This window comes from Streptomonospora arabica (assembly GCF_039531585.1).
Taxonomy (GTDB): Bacteria; Actinomycetota; Actinomycetes; order Streptosporangiales; family Streptosporangiaceae; genus Streptomonospora; species Streptomonospora halophila.
This window is the reverse complement of record NZ_BAAAQI010000012.1, coordinates 129,362-146,918: the sequence shown is the minus strand read 5'-3', so window position 1 is coordinate 146,918 and position 17,557 is coordinate 129,362. Positions and strand designations below refer to the sequence as shown.

The 17,557-nt window shown below is 72.8% G+C and carries 16 protein-coding genes and 1 tRNA gene; 10 read left to right on the top strand and 7 right to left on the bottom strand.

The genetic code is table 11. From position 1 onward, the window contains the following. Positions 1 to 184: 184 nt before the first annotated feature. On the bottom strand, positions 185 to 2,122 hold the full coding sequence (locus tag ABD284_RS18630; protein ID WP_344145192.1) for a primary-amine oxidase: 1,938 nt from the start codon (positions 2,120 to 2,122) through the stop codon (positions 185 to 187). Between the two features lie 324 nt (positions 2,123 to 2,446). Between ABD284_RS18630 and ABD284_RS18625 the strand changes: the two genes are divergently transcribed. The 5 genes from ABD284_RS18625 (at position 2,447) to ABD284_RS18605 (ending at position 6,597) form a co-directional block, all read left to right on the top strand. Beyond that, the gene (locus ABD284_RS18625; RefSeq protein ID WP_344145150.1) at positions 2,447 to 3,493 is read left to right on the top strand and encodes an AraC-like ligand-binding domain-containing protein; all 1,047 of its coding nucleotides are present in this window, start codon (positions 2,447 to 2,449) and stop codon (positions 3,491 to 3,493) included. Positions 3,494 to 3,752: 259 nt separating this feature from the next. Continuing rightward, a complete protein-coding gene (locus tag ABD284_RS18620; protein ID WP_344145148.1) occupies positions 3,753 to 4,001 on the top strand; it encodes a hypothetical protein in 249 nt (82 codons plus the stop codon). Between the two features lie 1,140 nt (positions 4,002 to 5,141). Beyond that, the gene (locus tag ABD284_RS18615; RefSeq protein WP_344145146.1) at positions 5,142 to 5,300 is read left to right on the top strand and encodes a hypothetical protein; all 159 of its coding nucleotides are present in this window, start codon (positions 5,142 to 5,144) and stop codon (positions 5,298 to 5,300) included. Positions 5,301 to 5,564: 264 nt separating this feature from the next. Next, positions 5,565 to 6,239, top strand: coding sequence for a hypothetical protein (locus tag ABD284_RS18610; RefSeq protein ID WP_344145144.1), 675 nt, complete (start codon positions 5,565 to 5,567; stop codon positions 6,237 to 6,239). A gap of 217 nt (positions 6,240 to 6,456) precedes the next feature. Continuing rightward, entirely contained in the window at positions 6,457 to 6,597 is a 141-nt protein-coding gene (locus ABD284_RS18605) for a hypothetical protein (protein WP_344145142.1), read from the top strand. 56 nt (positions 6,598 to 6,653) lie between these two features. On the opposite strand, the gene ABD284_RS18600 is transcribed toward ABD284_RS18605, so the two are convergent. Then, positions 6,654 to 7,097, bottom strand: coding sequence for an HIT family protein (locus ABD284_RS18600; protein ID WP_344145140.1), 444 nt, complete (start codon positions 7,095 to 7,097; stop codon positions 6,654 to 6,656). A 94-nt stretch (positions 7,098 to 7,191) separates the two neighbouring features. On the opposite strand from ABD284_RS18600, the gene ABD284_RS18595 reads away from it, so the two are divergent. Further along, positions 7,192 to 7,407, top strand: coding sequence for a tyrosine-type recombinase/integrase (locus ABD284_RS18595; RefSeq protein ID WP_344145138.1), 216 nt, complete (start codon positions 7,192 to 7,194; stop codon positions 7,405 to 7,407). Between the two features lie 108 nt (positions 7,408 to 7,515). On the opposite strand, the gene ABD284_RS18590 is transcribed toward ABD284_RS18595, so the two are convergent. Then, positions 7,516 to 7,589 (bottom strand) — tRNA-Pro (locus tag ABD284_RS18590). A 38-nt stretch (positions 7,590 to 7,627) separates the two neighbouring features. Next, positions 7,628 to 8,191, bottom strand: a complete 564-nt coding sequence (locus ABD284_RS18585) for a 2-thiouracil desulfurase family protein (RefSeq protein WP_344145190.1) — start codon at positions 8,189 to 8,191, stop codon at positions 7,628 to 7,630. 734 nt (positions 8,192 to 8,925) lie between these two features. Here ABD284_RS18585 and ABD284_RS18580 point away from each other — a divergent pair. Beyond that, positions 8,926 to 9,255, top strand: coding sequence for a hypothetical protein (locus ABD284_RS18580; protein ID WP_344145136.1), 330 nt, complete (start codon positions 8,926 to 8,928; stop codon positions 9,253 to 9,255). A 229-nt stretch (positions 9,256 to 9,484) separates the two neighbouring features. Next, positions 9,485 to 10,315: an aldo/keto reductase gene (locus ABD284_RS18575; protein ID WP_344145134.1), complete on the top strand. Its 831-nt coding sequence runs from the start codon at positions 9,485 to 9,487 to the stop codon at positions 10,313 to 10,315. 314 nt (positions 10,316 to 10,629) lie between these two features. On the opposite strand, the gene ABD284_RS18570 is transcribed toward ABD284_RS18575, so the two are convergent. Next, entirely contained in the window at positions 10,630 to 10,788 is a 159-nt protein-coding gene (locus tag ABD284_RS18570; protein ID WP_344145132.1) for a hypothetical protein, read from the bottom strand. Between the two features lie 357 nt (positions 10,789 to 11,145). Here ABD284_RS18570 and ABD284_RS18565 point away from each other — a divergent pair, with 357 nt between their 5' ends. Further along, entirely contained in the window at positions 11,146 to 11,886 is a 741-nt protein-coding gene (locus ABD284_RS18565; RefSeq protein WP_344145130.1) for an alpha/beta hydrolase family protein, read from the top strand. A 96-nt stretch (positions 11,887 to 11,982) separates the two neighbouring features. Here ABD284_RS18565 and ABD284_RS18560 read toward each other — a convergent pair whose 3' ends face one another. After that, entirely contained in the window at positions 11,983 to 12,870 is an 888-nt protein-coding gene (locus ABD284_RS18560) for a sulfotransferase (protein ID WP_344145128.1), read from the bottom strand. Positions 12,871 to 13,238: 368 nt separating this feature from the next. Here ABD284_RS18560 and ABD284_RS18555 point away from each other — a divergent pair, with 368 nt between their 5' ends. Beyond that, complete coding sequence (locus ABD284_RS18555; protein WP_344145126.1) at positions 13,239 to 14,012, top strand: SIR2 family NAD-dependent protein deacylase; 774 nt, start codon at positions 13,239 to 13,241, stop codon at positions 14,010 to 14,012. 183 nt (positions 14,013 to 14,195) lie between these two features. Here ABD284_RS18555 and ABD284_RS18550 read toward each other — a convergent pair whose 3' ends face one another. Continuing rightward, entirely contained in the window at positions 14,196 to 17,522 is a 3,327-nt protein-coding gene (locus tag ABD284_RS18550) for an NACHT domain-containing protein (RefSeq protein WP_344145124.1), read from the bottom strand. Positions 17,523 to 17,557 lie beyond the last annotated feature (35 nt).

Genomic DNA, 17,557 nt, shown 5'->3' with positions numbered 1-17,557 from the left:
TCCCGTCCGTCCGTGCGCGGGCACGTCGGCGCGCGGGCCGGCGGCTCCACGACTCTGCAGCCGTCCGCACCGTCCGCCCCGGCCCTTCGGCGGAGGGCGGGCCGGCGGCGACGGGGGCCCGCCGGGGAGGATTCTTGACGACGCGGCCCGCCGGCTCGTTCGTCTCCTCGCCTACCGCGCCCGGTCACTCACAGCACTCGCCGTGCGCGCCGCCTCCTCCGCGGCTGCGGGAGGACCAGTCCGGCAGGTCGAGCGCCGGGTTGGCATCGAGGAAGCCGTGCGGCTTGAGCCAGAACCCCGAGTAGTCGACGGGCATGACCGGCCAGTCCTCGGGCCGGGGGATGTGGGTCGGCCCGAAGGTGTGCCACAGGACGACGTCGGTGTCCGTGAGCTCCCGGTCGGCCTGCGTCCACCGCCCGAGGCCGTCGCCCGCGTGCTGGTTCGGGTAGTCCCCGGCCGGGAACCGCTCGGCCGGGTCGTAGGCGGTCGCCCACAGGTGGTGGCGGGCGAATCCGGCGCGCTCGGCGGCCGAGGAGCCCGGCTGGGCCATGAGCCGGGGACCCGGCATCGGCGTGAGCTGGTAGGCCGTGGGCCTGCCGACGGCGTTGCGCCGGTGCGCGCTGGTGACGTACCAGCGGCGCCCGGTCTCGCTGTCGGCGTCGCGCGCCGCCTGCGACTCGCGTGCCAGCCGGGTGCGCTCGTAGGTGAAGGCGTTGCCGTGCGGGTTCTGCGGGCCGGTGGGGACGGCGACGAGGTTCTCCTCCTCGACCGAGTTCTGCAGACCGTCGACGGACATGTCCAGGCGCGCGCAGAAGATGTGCTGGTGGACCGGGCCGATGATGCCCGGTGCGATCTCGGGGGCGTGGGGGTTCTCGGTCCCCGGCTCTGCGGCGCCGACGAAGACGATGCCGGTCGCCTTGGTCTCCATCTGGATCGAGCCGTCGAGGTAGAAGTACCAGAAGAAGCCGTAGTCGTAGTTGCCGACGGTGGCGAAGTAGGAGATCACCAGGCGGCGCGAGCGGCGGACCTGGGGCGGTTCCCCCGGTTCCGTGTGCTTCCAGAGGATCCCGTAGTCCTCCTCGTGCATGCACACGGCGTGCGGGATCGGCATCGGCTCGCCGCGGTCGTCGGCGACCACGGCGTCGACGTAGGTGATCTCACCCAGGCAGTCGCAGCCGAGCTTGAGCGAGTTGGCGTTCTTGCCCAGGGAGTACTCGCCGGCGTCGAAGTAGCTGATCCAGTAGCGCGCCGGCGCCGGGTCGCCGTAGGGCACGACCATCTCGGGCACCGAGGCCCGGTACACGACGGGGCGGTCCTCCCCGCCGTCGCGGAAGGTGATCCGGTTCAGGACCAGGCCCTCCTGGGCGTTGAAGCCGATCCGCAGGGTCCAGTCCTCCCACCGGACGCGGCTGCCCTCCACGGAGAACGAGGGGCCCTCGGGCTGGGTGATCTCCAGCGGCTTGAGGGAGGTGCGGGCGGGACCGGTGTGTTCGGGCGTGTAGTCCCAGTCGTCCCAGGGCACGGGGGCCGGGGCCTCGCCGTCGTCCTCGAGGCGGACCACGGTGCCCGAGGTCAGATCGACATGCGCGATGACGCCCTCGACGGGATGCGCCCACGGGTTGTCGCCCGCATGGCGGCGGTGGAAGGTCAGTGACCGCATCATGCGCCGGCCGGCACCGCCCGCCTCGGGGAAGAACCCCGGCGCGAGCGGGGTGACGAAGGTGTGGGTCGTGTCGGTGATGCCGCGGCGCGCCATGGCGGCACGCCAGCGGGGGTCGGCCTTCACGATCTCGGCGGCCCGGTCGTACTCCTCGAACAGGTAAGGGGGCTGCCCGTAAGGGGGTTCCGCCGTCGGAAGGTCCCGCCAGGAGGTGACGGCGCCGGCGGTCACCGACACCACGGCTTCGCTGACCCGCCCGGTCGCGGTGTCGAGCAGCGTGGCGAGCACACTGCGGTCGAAGTCGTCCGAGCCCGGGGTGTGGCCCAGGACGGTCTGCTTGTCCGGCTCGATCGGCAGCAGCCGCGGGAAGCGGGTGGTCTCACCCACCAGTCCGCCGCGGACGAGGACCTCCCGAGCGGCCGCGATCTCTTCGGCTGTGAGCATGTCGAGAGGGTGCGTCACACCGAAGGACGACGGCGCAGCGCCGGTCGGGGTGGTGTCCGTCGCCAACGATTCCTCCTCCGTGAACCCGGGGCTTCGGGGGCCGGGATGCGCGGTCGGCTTCCGCGCGCCGGATGTGTGCGGGCGCGCCTTGCGGCGAGGCCGGGCCCGACGCCGGCGCGGCCCCGTGTAGCGGGAACATACCCGGCACAGAGAGCGCGGCCCCAGCGCTGGAGCCGGATCGGGCACCCAGAGTCAAGCGGGTCGCGCCCTGCGACAAGGCCGCCGGAGAACCGTCGGTCACCGAGCTCGCAGGGGTGGACCTGATGGGCGATTCTGATCATCATGGGTGTCCCAGCCCACGCGACGGGAGCAGCGATGCGCTATTCCGGCAGCACAAGCCGTGTCGCGGACATGCCCGGCCTGCCCTTCGATCTGGAGGTCTGGAGGTCCACGGTCGCGCGCACCGTGGTGCCGCTGGAGATCGAGGAACTCGGTGACGTCGCCTTCCAAGGCCGCCTCTCCCGGACCGTGGTCGAGGACGTCTCCCTGTTCGAGATGGTGGCGACGCCGCATACGGTGCGGCGCACCCCGGACCTCATCTCCGAGGACGACCCCCGGTTCTACAAGCTGAGCCTCCAGCTGGCCGGTTCGATGGTCCTGAAGCAGGACGGCCGCACCGCCGAGCTGAGGCCCGGCGACCTGGCCATCTACGACACCCACCGGCCGTACACGCTGGCGTTTCCCGAGGCGAACCAGGCCATGGTCATCATGTTCCCGCACGAGCTCGTGGACCTGCCGCGCGACGAGGTCGCCCGGGTCACCGCGACGTGCTTTCCCAGCGACGCCGGTCTGGGGCGGGTGATCAACCCGTTCTTCGTCGAACTGGGGCGGAACATGGACCAGTTGGCCGGGCCGCACGCCACGCGGCTGGTCCACTCGGGCCTGGACCTGCTCGTCACCATGCTGTCGCAGGAGCTGCACCGCCGCTTGGGCCCCGTGGCCAACCCGGCCCGGAGCCTGGCGCGCGAAGTGCGCGAGTACATCCTCGACCACCTCGGCGACCTCGACCTCACGCCCGCGAGCCTCGCCCGCGCCCATTTCATCTCGACCCGGCACCTCTACACCATCTTCTCGGCCGAGGGGCAGACGGTCTCGGCGTGGATCCGCACCCGGCGCCTGGAGCGGATCCGCCGCGACCTGGGGGATCCGCTGCTGGCGGACCGTCCCGTCTCGTGGGTCGCGGGCCGCTGGGGCCTGCCCGACGCGGCGCACTTCAGCCGGTTGTTCAAGGCCGAGTTCGGCGAGTCGCCTACGGGCTACCGGGAGCGCATCCTCGGCGGCCACCGCGCACGAGCGGCCGACGTGCCCGCGCAGTCCCCGCCACGCTGAGGCGCCCGCGCCGACCGGGAACCCGCGGCCCGGACACCGGCCCCGCAGAACTCGCCCTCCGCGCAGGCGACCTGCGCGGCACCACCCGGGCCCGCTTCCCCGCGGCGCTGGTGTCGGCCTCGCCGGCCGCGTAGCGGCCCTCGGGAGCGGGGTTCACGGGCGGAGCGTGAAAGAGCCCTCAAACGAGCCTGCCGTACCGGCGGCGGTGCGGTTGCCGGGCCAAACGAAATGTGTATCGATCGAGTTGAGGTGAGGCGGGTTGAGCCTGATTGTCTATATTCTTTGGACGGTTGTTCTCGTCTTGATTGCAATCCTCTTTGTGGTGAACTGCATTCACTGGCAAAGGGTGCAAAAAGCATCGATGCTGCTGCCGTTTTTGGTGCGGAAGTACGACAGGATGAAGGGTGGGGCGGGTGACCAGGTGAGTCGATTCGGCGTTACCGGGATTGCTTTGTTTTTTGTGGGGTTGCTGATCTATTCTATCAATAGGGAATACTTTGGATTCTGAATCAGAGTAATTTTCTCCTCGTGAGCCTGGTGGCTGTGAGGGTGGGGTCGGCACCGCGTCGATTCCCCAGCTCCGGCCATCCCGCCGCCTGCTGGGCTTCCCCCGCTTGTGTGGACGCCTTCAGTGAGCTCAGCGTGGCTGCCGAGGCCACCGACCGGAGCGGCGCTCAGTCCACAATCCTGCCGTCTACGCCAGGCGCCGGGGCGAGTCCTTGGACGCATGCGGTGGCAGCCTCAACTCCGCCCGTGGACCGTCCTCGAAGTTCCGCGGCGATCGGCGCCCACTCCACTTCAGGCCCTCGGCTCCCGCGTGTGCACCGGCCTGGGCGCAGTCCGTTGGCGATGTCTCCCGGGGGGCGCTACTGCCTCGTGGGCCACCGGCATGGCTGGGCGGGTTCCCGCCGGCGACTTCGCCTCAAGGCGTTCACTCTGCCAAGGGGCGGGAAGCCTACGCCCGGTCCTCGCGGGGGTCGCTGACCTTACCCGAAACGGCATGCTCGTGGTGGTCTGTCTGAGAGGAAGCCTCCGGCGGGTTTGAGGCTCCAGCGCGGCGTTTTTTCTGTGAGTCACAGTTGCAGTGACGATGGAGTTGGATCTGGCCGATGGTTCCGGCCTGGACCGTCGTTCCCGACACTGGACCATTGACTGTGTTTCGAGTCTTGCCGTGATCGGTATCGCGGGTCGGGCTCCTCCGATACCGTATGAACTCCAACAGGACTCCTGCAAGCCCCCAGCCGAATTTCACTGAAAATGCTGCTACTCCAAGAAATGCCACCAGCAGGAGTGCCAGGAGGAGAATATGTAGGGGGCCGAGATTATGATTTTGGGCAGGGGGTGTTAATGAGTCGCTACATAAAACGAGCTAAATATCCCTGTTCCCATACTGCCTTCTCGGGATCTCCTTCTTTAGTCCGGTTAGGGCTGGTGGACACGCCCGAACGACCTCGTAGTGTAACAGCTTCCTCCCGGAGGATCTCTGCTGCAGCGGCCGCCGCCCTCCTCCGGGCGGCTCCCCGGCCCGCGTGGCCGCCGATGAAGCATCGCACCGGCGGTCGGCGCTCGATGCGGCCGCAACCGCGGGCCTTGCTGAGGCTCTGTGCGCCCGCGGACTGGGGCGCGTCTGTGGGTCGCGGATGCGCGGGTGTCGGTGGCCTCCACGCCCCAGGCGGGGGTGTGGTGCCGCGGCGGGGCGCTGTCCCGGCGCGACGGCCTGGGGCGGTGGGTGCGGCGGGTGCAGATCCCTGCTGAGAAGGTGGAGGCCGCAATGGGCCTGCTGCTTGAGCAGCCGGCTGCGCTATGAGGGGCGAACGTCGGAGTGTGTCACCGCTGTGTCCGCGACGTGTCGGCGACCTGTCACCCAGTCAGGGCCGTTTCCCATTTGAATTCGCGGGTCCTGGCGGGGCGGTGCGGAGTTCTGCAGACCGGTCTGCGGGCGATGCCGGTCACCACACGCGCCCATATCACCGAAGCGTTGGCCGCGCCTGGGGCCGGCCGTTCTCGTGGCGGTCGGTACATCCCGATACGTTTGCCCGACTACGCTAAAGACCGACAGAGGAATCCCCGTATGCCCACCCCTGACCACGGTCCCGCGCGCCCCCCGGTTCCGCCGTCGGCTCCAGGCGGCTCGGGGCAGCCCTACGGGCCGGGCCACCAGCCTCCACCGGGTGACGGACCCCCGGCCGCGCCGTGGACGGGCCACCCCCGGCCTCCGAGCGGCAGCTCGCCCATCGGGCCGGGCTATCCGCCGGCCGCCCCCCAATACCCGGCGCCCTATCCTGCCGGTCCCGCCTATCCCTATGCGCCCCGGCCCGAGAAGTCCGGCCAGCCCGGCGCGGTGATCGCCGCCCGCATCTGCGCTTTCGTCTTCGGCGGTTTCCTGATGCTGACAGGGCTCGTCTTCGGGCTCGCTGCGGTGGGTGCCCGCTTCGACTCGGCCATGGGGACGGACGCCGAGCGCGTCTCCAACGAGATCGGTATCGGGGCTCTGGCCTTGGTCACGGCGGCGGTGCTGTACTTCGTCGTCGGCGGGATCGGGGGCTGTCGCTCCTCGGCCGTGCCGTGGGGGAGCCTGGTCGCCTTCGCGGTCGTGGCGGGGGCGGGGGTGGCCTGCCTGGCCGTCTCGCCCGGTACGGCGATGCTGGCCCTGCTGGGTGCCGCGCCGGGCCCCATTCTGCTCACCCTGCTGCTGGTGCCGCCCTCCCGCCGCTACTACGCCTCGGCGCCGGGCCCGACCGGCTGAGCCCCACCACCGCCGGGCCGGGCGCGCTGTCGGCGATTTCGGTGGAGGTTTAGTATCGGCGCACGCTTCTCCAGGTCGTTAAGTTCGAGCCCCGCGGACGTGGGGATGGACCGAATCCTCAGGATGCCACCGGGCACACGGCCGACCGAGCCCCGCGGACGCGGGAACGCACGGCCTCGCCGATCTGATCCGCGACATCGGCGTTCCCGGAACGGCGGTGCGCACCTCCGCGCTGCGCCAACTCGTGCTCCAGGCTCCCGCACCGGTCATCGCCCAGGCGCTGGGATGCCGTTCAATACCATCACCCCAGGCGGGTGGGAGTTGGAACCGCTACGCCCCCAGCGACCACACACAGTGACCGGAGCTGGGAGAACCTTGGAGAACACGGATCATTCGACCGACGGCCGCCAGTCATCAGGGCAGCAGGGCGCGCAGCCTGGCCGCGTGGCCGTCGAGTTCGGTGCGTTCGGCCTCCTGCCATAAGGCGTGCACAGAGAAGGCATCGCCCTCATAGCGTGGAAAGACGTGCAGGTGCGCGTGGAAGACCTCCTGACCGGCCGCCTCACCGTCGGCCAGGAACAGGTTGACGCCCTCGCAACGCATCGGCCCGCCGGAACCTGTGTCCGTGTCCCCTGTGTTCAGGGCGTTCCTGCGCAGGGCCTCGCTCACGCGGCGAGCCACGCTCCACAGCCGACCGCCCAGCTCGTCACCGATCTCGCCCAAACCCACCAGATGCTCGCGCGGAACCACGAGCACGTGTCCTGGTGTGACCGGGTACAGGTCCATGAACGCCAGCACCAGGTCGTCGGAGTAGACGAGGCTGTGTGCGGCCTCGCCGTCGCGGATCAGACAGAACACGCACGCACCCACGGGGCCTCCGTTCGCCGGGGGGAGCCCAGCGTGGCACGGCACGCGGCGGTCGTCATCCGGATTTCCCAGCCGCGGACCGGCCGTGCCGCCCTCAGCGAACCTGGCGCCGAAGGAGTGGACGCCGCGGGAGTTGCGGCACAGCTTCGTCTCGCTGATGTCGGACTCCGGTGTGCCGCTGGAGGACATCGCGCGCCTAGTGGGCCACAGCGGTACCGCGGTCACCGAGGCGGTCTATCGCAAGGAGATCCGGCCCGTCATCACGGGCGGTGCGGAAGCGATGGACGGCGTCTTCGGCTGAGCGGCGTTGCCTACCGTTTGCCTACTTGCGACAGATAGGGACCCAGTTTGGGGCCCGTGAACGAGTGAAGGGGTATCGCTCACCTGGCGATACCCCTTCTGATCTGTGTCGGGACGGCGGGATTTGAACCCACGACCCCTTGACCCCCAGTCAAGTGCGCTACCAAACTGCGCCACGTCCCGGTGTCCGGTGGGCTGCTGCCCTGCGGACGAGTAAGACTCTATCGCATCTGCGGGGCTGCTTGTGACGGGTTTGCGGGCCCGGTGGGGGCATCGTGGGCCCGTGCGGGAGGTCGGGTGTCGGCGGGCGGGGTCCGCAGGTGGGCATCGGCGGCTTCCAGCTCGGATTCGGGGAAAACGGCGATCCCGTGGTCCTGGAGGAGCAGCGCGGTGACTCCCGGGCCGGGTGCGGTGGCTCCGGTGAACGTGCCGTCGTAGACCCGGTTCAGGCCGCACGAGGGGCTGGACTCCTTGAGCAGGGCCGTGCGCACGCCGTTGCCGGCGGCCGCGGCCAGGGCCGCGCGGGCGCCCGCGACGAAGTGCCGGGTGACGTCCTCGCCGTCCGGGGTGAGGATGCGCGCGCGTCCCTCCAGGACGGCGCGGGCGTCGGCGCCGGGCTCGATCTCGGCCGGGGGCCGGGGGACCGGCAGGCCGCCGGCCACCTCGGGGCAGTGGGCGACGATGCGGCCCTCGGCGCGCCAGCGGTCGACGATGTCTGCGGCGACGGTCTTGGCCCGGCCGTCGAACCGGACGCGGCCGCCCAGCAGGCAGGCGCTGACCAGGATGCGCCCGGGCGCCGGGCCCTCGGTGCCGGCCGGGCGCTCGGATTCCCGCGCGTCGGCGGCAGCGGCTGCGCCGGCTCGGGCGGCCGCGTTCGCCGGGCTCTCGGCCTCGTCCGTGCCGGACCCGTGCGCCGCGCGTGTGTCTGCTGTGCCGTCCATGACCTGCCGTCCGGCTCCTGTGCTCCTGTGCTCCTGCGCTCCTGTGCCGCGGTTCCTCGTTTCCGAGCTTCCGCGGATTCGCGGTTCCCGCGGGCGCCGCCGCCGGGACCGCCCGCCCTTCGCCGTCGAGCCTACGGCACTCCGTCGCCCGCGGCCCGCCGTCTGCCCGCCGCCCCTTGCCCCCGCCCACCCGCCTGCTCCGCCACTCCGCCACTCCGCCACGCCCCGCCCTGTACGCGCACGACGACGCGCACGGCCTCCCCGGGCATTCAGTCCCGAGGCACGCCTCCGGCCGGGCGGCTCCCACGCGCGACGGGGGAGGCGGGCCTCAGGGCGGCCGTGCGGCCCCCTCAGCCGCACCTCCGGCCCGCCCCTCCGTCCCTGCGGGCCCGTCCTTACGGCCCGTCCCCCGACCTGCTCGGCCGGCCCGACCTTCCCGGCCTGACCGCGGTCCGCCTGCCGGGCCCCTCCCGCCCCTCTCACCCCTGCCTCCGTTTGGGGCGGCCTCCGGGGGGTTACTGGGAGACCAGAGGAAGGCAGGCGGCACCCCTGATCGGCGGTTGAGGAGTTGGTGCGCCATGAGCGGGAACACGCGTGAACAGCGCCTGGACTCGGGAGACGCGGCGATGGAGGAGGTCGGCGGCCTGGCCGCGCTCGTCCCGGCGCAGGCGCGCCCCGTCGACCTGGTCTACCGCCCGCTGGGCTCCTCCGGCACCGAGAGCGACGCGCAGGGCGAGGTCGCCGCCGCTGCGGCCCGCACCGCCGTGGCCGGCGAGATCGAGAAGCTGCGCCCCGGCGAGCCCTACGTCCTCCACCAGGGCCGCGTCGGCGACTACCCCGGCATCGCGCCGGAGCTTTCGCCCGACGAGCTTCTGGTCTTCGGCGTGGTCTACCGGTTCGGCGCGTGACGCCCCGCCGGTCCCGCCCCGCTGCGCGGCCGCGGTCGGACTCCGCGTAGCTGCCGCACCTCAGATGCCCCTGAAGTGCGCCGATGTCGCACAATGGGACCCCGGCCCCGCCGCGGGTGCGACGGGGTGGCACTGTGCACATCGCCCGCGGCGCCGGAATGCGCCCTACGGGGCACGCGGTTGCCGCCGGGGGGAGACAGATCGTGCACCTGAGAATGGGGGAGGACTCATGACCACGGTTCCCGACGTGACGCTGAACAACGGCGTGCGCATCCCGCAACTGGGGTTCGGCGTCTGGCAGGTGGACGGCGGCGAGGTCGCAGACGTCGTCAGCACCGCCCTGGAGACCGGGTACCGCAGTATCGACACCGCCGCCGCCTACGGCAACGAGGAGGGCGTCGGCGAGGCCCTGCGCCGCTCGGGCCTGCCGCGCGACGAGCTGTTCGTGACCACCAAGCTGTGGAACAGCGACCAGGGCTACGACAGCACGCTGCGCGCCTTCGACGCCTCGCTGGAGCGGCTCGGCCTGGAGTTCTTGGACCTCTACCTGATCCACTGGCCGATGCCCGCCCGCGACACCTTCGTGAGCAGCTGGAAGGCCATGGAGCGGCTTTACGCCGAGGGCCGCGTGCGCGCAATCGGGGTGTCCAACTTCCACGCCGACCATCTGCGCCGCATCCTCGACGAGGGCGGCATCGTGCCCACGGTCAACCAGGTCGAGCTGCACCCGCGCCTGACCCAGCAGGAGCTGCGCAGGTTCGACAAGGAGCACGACATCGCCACGGAGGCCTGGAGTCCGCTGGGCCAGGGCCAGGTTCTGCAGGACCCGACCATCGCCAAGGTGGCCGAGGCCTACGGCAAGACGCCCGCTCAGGTGATCCTGCGCTGGCACCTGCAGATGGGCAATGTCGCCATCCCGAAGTCGGTGACCCCCGAGCGGATCCGCGCCAACTTCGGCGTCTTCGACTTCGAGCTGTCCAGCGGCGACGTCGATACGATCTCCGGGCTCGACGACGGCGGGCGCATCGGCCCCGACCCGGACACGATGAACGCGGCCTGAGCCGGACCGGGCGGCCGCCCGACCCTTCCCGCGCTCGCCGGCGGCGCCCTCGCGGCTCGCCTCCGGGGCAGGCTGTACCAAGCCGCCGGTCGCCGTGCCCGACGGTGCGCCGACCACACCGCCGAGCGGTGACGCATGCGCAGCGGCCGACTACCCCGGTTCCCGGGGCGGTCGGCCGCTGCGCGTCGCGTGCGGCGCCGCGTGCTCACGACGGGTCCGGTACCGCCTTCAGCGGTGTCGCGGGGCCGCGGCGGCACGCCCGGATGCGACCGGCCGCGGCCCCGCCCCTGCGCGCTACCGACCGGGCGGCCCGGTCAGGCCACCTCGCGCCGCTTGGCGGCGTCGGCGAGCGTGGCCTGCGTGCCGCGCCTGGCCAGCCGGACCACGTAGACGATCCCGCCCGCGACGATGGAGGCGGGCACCCCCACGATTGCGATCAGCGCGATCAGGCCCAGGATTCCCATTTCTCCCATGGCACCATGCTAGAGGAGGGGTTCGGGGGAACGGGAGGCGTCCACAGGTCGGCTGCGCCACTCCGGGCCCATTCGGCCGCTTCCGCTCCCGTCCCGCGGCCCTCCGGCCCCAGCCCCCGCCGCACACGCATGCATCCCTCCGCCCCGCCTCCGGCGCGCCCAGCACCGGCCCCGCCCGCACCCGTCCCGCATCCGACGCGCCCCGTCCGCCCCGCCCGCCTCGGCGAAGCGTGATCGCGCGGTCGCTCCAGGCCACGGCGAATGCGACACTTTGGCCAGGGGCGCGGTCGTGCGGCGGAGCCGGGCGAGCAGCAACGGTGCCGGCGGCCACCGGACCGCGGGCGAGTGGGAGGCACGATGGCGAGCACGCACGTTTTCGCATACGGGGAGCACCCCAGCCGGATGGTCCGCATCCACCAACCCGATGCCGACGACAGCGCGCCCTTCCCCGTGGCGGTCCTGCTGCACGGCGGCTGGTGGCGCGATGCCCACGACCTGCGCCTGATGGACCCGATCGCCGCCGTCCTCGCCGACTCCGGCTGGCTGGTGTGGAACCTGGAGTACCGGCGCACCGGCGGCGACGGCGGCGGCTGGCCGCAGACCCTCGACGACGTCCGCGCCGCGCTCGACCTGCTCGGCGCCCGCCTGGCGGAAGGTGCTGAACCCGGCGACCCCGGCCGGCTGGTCGCCGTCGGCCATTCGGCGGGCGGCCACCTGGCGCTGCTGGCCGCTCACGACTCGCCGCTGACGGCGGTCGTCGGCCTGGCGCCGGTCACCGACCTGCGCGCAGCGGCGCAGGCGGGCCTGGGCGAGGGCGCCGTCGCCGACTTCCTCGGCCCGGCCCCCGACGAGCGCGCCTACGCCGCGGCCGCCCCGCTGCACCGCCTGCCCGTCGGCCTTCCGCAGCTGATCGTGCACGGCGACGCCGACCACCGGGTCCCCGTCGAGCACAGCCGCACCTATGCGGAGGCGGCCCGCGCCGCGGGCGACCGGGTCGACTACGCGGAGATCCCCGGAGCCGACCACTTCGCCGTCGCCGATCCGGGACACGCCGCCTGGCACGCGGCGGGGGAGTGGCTGCAGCGGGTGTCGGCGTAGGCGGCCCGAGCACCGCACCCCGCGCCCGCGCGACCGGCCGCGCCGACCGCCCCGCCCGAGAGCGCTTTCGTACCGGGGCTCCGGGCCGCTCGGACCTCAGCGCTGCTTCGCATAGCCCAGCCGCTGGAGCTCGGACCCCGCGATCGTGCGGACGTCCTCGCGCTGCTCGGCGCTGAGCCTGCTGCGCCAGGACCCGATGCCCGGCGAGTCGCTGCGCACCAGCTCCACCGCCGACACCCGCGCACCGGTGAACTCGCGCAGCTGCTCGGCGGTGGCGACCTCGCCGCCGAACAGGTCCTCATAGCGCAGCGTCATCAGCCGGTCGGCCCCCAGCGCCCCGCGCAGCCGCGCCGACAGCCGCACCGCGCCCCGCCAGCGCAGCGCGCACTTGGCCGCGATGGACAGCTTCGGGTACTGCGCGCGGTCCTTCTCGTCCTCGATCCCGAAGAACGGGTTGGGCATCTCGTGGTCGAGGTTGGCCAGCGCGGGCCGGAACCACGACAGCGCCTGCTCGTCGCCGAGCATCGACGCCGCCACGTCCCGCCCGTCCCGGATGACCTGCACGAATACGGCGTCCTCGAACGCCCGCTGCAGCGCGGCGGCGCAGTAGAGCAGGTCGGGGCTGGCGTCGCCGTAGCGGCCGACGCCACCTGCGTGGCGGCACGGCGCGGCCGCGTCGCGCGCGGGCACCGGGCCGCCGGGACAGCGCGGGCAGGTGAGCGGCGTGAGCTGCCAGGACTCGGCGAACGCCGCCCGCAGCAGGGACGCGGTGCCCTGAGCCCGCTCCTCGGCGATGGACGGTCGGCGCGCCAGGGCGTGGACGGCGTCCTGTACGGCGCCGTGGCCCGCGCCGACGTGGAATCCGGGGGCCTTGCCCAGGGCGCGGGCGACCAGGCCCACCCCCGAATGCGGCGCGCCCAGGACGAACACGGGGCGGCGGACCTTGGTCCCGTTCACGATGAGGATGTAGGGCGGCTGTTTCATGAGCAAGGAGATTTTTGCACTCTTCGGCGGGTTCTGGGCCATTCGCAGCCTTCCGGAACCGGCGCGGCCGGCTGCCCACTGATCCCAGCGAACCCCATCGGTCTCGAGTGACCTCCGCTTTCCTGGGGGATCGGCGCGTCGCCGCCCCTCCTCGGCCGGGCACACCCGGACTCTCTCATGCCGCACTGCGTGTCACCGCTGTGAGGCGAGATTACCGCGAAGTACGCCATGCGGCGGTATGTCCGAAGGGGTGGTGGATGAGACGTGGTGGATACGTGATCTTCCCGTGAGCACGCGCATGCGGCGCTGCCACAATGGGAGGCGAACCACCCGGCCGACCCCCGACGCCGAGGACCGAGGGACCGCCCATGACCGCAGCCGCCAGCCCCGCCGACGTTGCGCCCCTGCTCGCCGCAGCGGGCGGCATCACCGTTCTGACCGGGGCCGGAATCTCCACCGACTCGGGAATCCCCGACTTCCGGGGTCCGCAGGGCGTGTGGACCCGGGACCCCGGCGCGGCCGCCCTGTTCGACCTCGACACCTACATGTCCGACGCGGACGTCCGCCGCAAGGTCTGGCTCATGCGCCGCGACCACCCCGCCTGGGACGCGCGCCCCAACGCCGCCCACCGGGCGCTGGCCGACCTCGACGCCGCGGGCCGGCTGCGCGCCCTGGTCACCCAGAACATCGACGGCCTGCACCAGGCCGCCGGCACGGCCCGCGACCGCGTCATCGAGGTGCACGGCAGCATCAAGCAGGTGGTGTGCATGCAGTGCGGCGCCCGCACGCCCACGCCCGAGGTGCTGGCGCGGCTGGAGGAGGAGTCCGACCCGCGCTGCCCGGCCTGCGGCGGCATCCAGAAGGCCGACACCGTCTCCTTCGGCCAGCGCCTCAAGCCCGCCGTTCTCGACGCGGCGGTCCGGGCGGCCGCCGAGGCCTCGGTCTTCGTGACCGTGGGGACCTCGCTGGCGGTGCATCCGGTGGCCGGGCTGTGTGACGTCGCGCTGGAGAACGGCGTGCCGCTGGTCGTCGTCAACGCCGAGCCGACCCCCTACGACGGCAGCGCGCGGGCGGTGCTGCGCGACCCGATCGGCGAGGTGGTGCCGCAACTGGCGAAGTACGCGCTGGACGCGGCGGGATAGGAGCCGCGCGTCGGCCCGGGCTGCGGCGGCGGGCCCGCGGCGGCGGGCTCGGGCGGCGGACGGGAACATCCGGTTCGCATGCCCGGCCGCGTCGCCGCGTGGCGGCGGGGTTCCACGGTGGCCGCCTTCTCCGCTGCGGCCGGCCCCGTGTGCCGAACCGCCTGCACAAGGCGGCGCCCGCTGCTACCCCGAGCCCCAGCTCCGGCTGTTGTCGGCGTGCTCTGCGTACCCGAAGGGCGCGGAGCGGTCGGCGACCGGTCGCCCCCGCCGCGACGTTCGGCGGGGCGCCGCGCCGCCCCGACCGCCGTCCGCCTCCTGCAGCTCTTCGGGGAGCGCGACCACGGCTTCGGCGCCCGACTCCGCCGCCGCGTCGGCCGCCTCCAGGATCAGGGCGGCGTGCCGCCCGTAAATGCTGTGCTCGAAGCCCGAGAAGTGCGCACCCAGTTCGTCGAACACCGTGCGCAGGGCCGCCGCCGAGCCCGGCGCCGCGGGAGCGACGACGACGACCTCCTCCACATAGGCTTCCACGACGAATCGGAGCAGGCGGCTGTAGGACTCCGCCGCGCTGGGGCCGGGGCCGGAGTCGGCCGCGACGCGGGCGGCGTAGGAGAGGTCCTCGGCCGCCTGGCGCAGCACCAGCGACTCGCAGGCGCCCAACCGGTCCGATCCCTCCAGCAGCCGCTGGAAGCGGCGCAGGCGCCCCCTCCACGCGCCGCCGTCGAACGAGGGTGCGGCGAGCCGCAGCTCCAGCACGTCGTGGCCCTCACCGAAGACCGTGCCCTCCTCCCGGTCCTCCCTCCACCGCAGCGGCTCGCCGCCGACGTGGGCCAGGTAGGGCAGCAGCATCAGGGCCATCCGGGCCGGAGTGCCGTTGATCCGCATCGCCGACGAGCGCATCAGGTTCGTCGTGAGCCCGCCCGCGGGCAGGGTGACCGAGTAGGGGTCGGTGACCGACAGCGTCTCGCGGCCGTCGATGTCGAAGCCGATGCACTCCCCGAGGTTGAGGTCGGCGCCCTCTTCCACCGGATACAGCAGCGTGTGCGGGGCGTCGCCGCCGTAGCCGATGTGCCGCAGCCGGACGGCGTTCAGCAGTCCGTGCCACTGCGCGTTCGGCAGGCCGCGCCACTGGCCGGCCAGCGCGCGCCAGTCCCTCAGGTGGCCCCACCCCTCCTCGTGGGGAAACAGCTCGGCGATGTCCAGGCCGTCCGGCGCCACGCGGGTGAGCAGCAGGACGAGGTTGGCGGTGTAGGCGGCCTGGCGCTCGGTGACGGGCACGCGGCGGGGCCGGTAGGCCGTGTAGGAGCGGTTCTCCGGCGGATACGGGGCCTCGCGGAACAGCTCCACCAGCAGTTCGCGGTACTCGGCGCGCTCGTCCGGGCTGCCGGCGAAGCGGCGGTCGAGCAGGTCCTGGACGAACTCCACCATCGCCGCCGAACCCGCCAGCAGCGCGTAGGACGTCAGCGCGTAGAGCAGCCCGTCGTCCACCGGCGGCGCGGCGCGCGGCCGCAGCGCCGCGCAGCGGCGGGCCTGCAGCAGGTCGTCGAGCGCGTCGGTGACGGCGCGCGCCACCAGGTACTCGCCGAAGGTCGCGTGCAGGAACTCGTAGACGCTCGCAATGCCGGACTCCCGGCGCGCCTGCGACTCGTGCACGAAGAAGAACCGCCCCAGCACCTGGTGCGCGTCGCCGACCGCGCCGTGCGGATCGGTCTCGGCGGGGCGCACCGCGGTAGCGGGCATCAGCACGGCCAGGTCGCCGTCCAGGTCGGCGGCGCTGACGTGCTGCCGCTGCCGGACGAACATCGCGACGGCCACGACCTCCAGCCGGTGCAGCTCGTCGTCGACGGAGCGGGCCATGGCGTCGTCGCTCAGGTTCGGCCGGTGCTTGCGGACCTCGCGCTCGGCGAACATCCGAAGCAGCTCCTCGTAGAGCTCGCTGCGCGAGAGCGCGCCGCCGGAGCGCTGCAGCGCGTTCTCGCCGGAGTCGTAGACCAGCAGCATGAGCAGGAGCAGCGGCTGTGCGGCGAGCTCGCCGAACGCCAGCAGCGCGCCGGCGGCGGGCGGCCGCAGCCCGCGCTCGGCGTAGGCCGCCTCGTTGGACCCGCCCCAGATCTCCACCATGCGGGCGATCTGCCGGCCGTCGAAGGGTTCCAGCCGCAGTACCGGGGTCTCGTCGGGGAAGCGGGTGCGCTCGGCGACGACGGTCCGGCTCGTCACGATGACCGCGACCGGCTGCCCCACGGCCTCCTGCCGGCGCTGGAACTCCTGGACCTGCTCCAGGTAGTCCGACCGGTTCACCCCGCCGGCCTGCACCAGCTCGTCGAAGCCGTCCAGGATGACCACCGGAAGCGCGCCGCCGGCCGACTCGGCCAGCTCCCGCCACGCGACCCGCGTCTGGAGCGTGGCGGCCAGGCCCTCCTCGATCTGTGCGTGCAGGGGAGCCTCGGGCGGCACCGCGCGAAGCTCCACCCGCAGGGCGAAGAAGTCGGCGGTGGACAGCCGGGCGGCGAGCATCTCGGTCAGCACCGACTTGCCCGCGCCGGGGTGGCCCAGCACGACGACGGGGGCCTTCACCACCTCAGGGCTGGTCAGCAGCCGGGCGAGGAGCGACTCGACGTCGTGGTGCAGCGGTGCGTCGGCCCACCACCGCTCCGACGAGGGCTGGGCGGCCGCGTCCACCCGGTTGAAGCGTCCGCGCGGGGTCAGGTAGGCCGACTCCATCGTCGGCAGGACCAGTCCTGCGGGTGCGTCGGCGGAACGCAGCAGCCGCCGTCCCAGCGCGGCCCGGTAGACGGCGGCCAGTTCGGCGCGGCGCCGGTCGGGGGCGGGCGCCGCGGAGGCCATCTCCTCGACGAGGTCGCGCAGGCGGCCCATGCCGGTGCCGATCTCGGCGACGTCCCGGCGCGTGGCCGCGTGCTCGGCCGCCTGGGCCCACACGCCGAACTCGGGCACGTCCGCGGCCAGTTGCCGGAACGACTCGTCGAAGCGCCGCTGCGCGAGTGCGGGGAGGCGGTTCTCGAGGTCCCGCCTGGCCTCGACGCGGGTCGCGGGGTCCAACCGCTCCCAGGCCGCCAGGCCCGCTATGACGTCGATGAGCGCCCACGAGGCCACCTCGGCCCTGTCGTGCGCTGCGACCGAGCGGTACTCGCCGAGCAGGCGCTGTTCCAGCCTCAGCCGCTCCTCGCGGGTCAGCTCGAGTTCCGCGGGCAGCCGCCCGGGCGGGTCCCGGAGCACCTCGTCGAGCGCCTCGGAGACCGCGACCGCGACCAGGGTGCTGTACGCCATCGCGACCCGCTCGGTGCGGTCCATCCGGCTGATCCCGGTGACCTTCTCCCGGATGCCGGTCAGCGCCCGGCGCCCCATCTGCGCGATCGCCCCGCCCGCGCTCGACAGTCCGGGTATCCCCAGGGCGCCCAGCCCGCCTTCGGCCAGCTTCTCCGCGAAGTCCAGCACGATCGAGTCGTCCTGGCCCAGAACCCTCAGCGCGTCGGCGTAGCCGAGCCTTGTGGCCATTGCGCGGGCGCCCTCTCCTGTTGTGCCGCGCGTCG

Bases quoted from the DNA above. Each gene is read 5' to 3' on its own strand.
- ABD284_RS18625 (WP_344145150.1), top strand. From the start codon at position 2,447: ATGGGTGTCCCAGCCCACGCGACGGGAGCAGCGATGCGCTATTCCGGC.
- ABD284_RS18610 (WP_344145144.1), top strand. From the start codon at position 5,565: ATGCCCACCCCTGACCACGGTCCCGCGCGCCCCCCGGTTCCGCCGTCG.
- ABD284_RS18580 (WP_344145136.1), top strand. From the start codon at position 8,926: ATGAGCGGGAACACGCGTGAACAGCGCCTGGACTCGGGAGACGCGGCG.
- ABD284_RS18575 (WP_344145134.1), top strand. From the start codon at position 9,485: ATGACCACGGTTCCCGACGTGACGCTGAACAACGGCGTGCGCATCCCG.
- ABD284_RS18570 (WP_344145132.1), bottom strand. From the start codon at position 10,788: ATGGGAGAAATGGGAATCCTGGGCCTGATCGCGCTGATCGCAATCGTG.
- ABD284_RS18565 (WP_344145130.1), top strand. From the start codon at position 11,146: ATGGCGAGCACGCACGTTTTCGCATACGGGGAGCACCCCAGCCGGATG.
- ABD284_RS18560 (WP_344145128.1), bottom strand. From the start codon at position 12,870: ATGAAACAGCCGCCCTACATCCTCATCGTGAACGGGACCAAGGTCCGC.
- ABD284_RS18555 (WP_344145126.1), top strand. From the start codon at position 13,239: ATGACCGCAGCCGCCAGCCCCGCCGACGTTGCGCCCCTGCTCGCCGCA.
- ABD284_RS18550 (WP_344145124.1), bottom strand. From the start codon at position 17,522: ATGGCCACAAGGCTCGGCTACGCCGACGCGCTGAGGGTTCTGGGCCAG.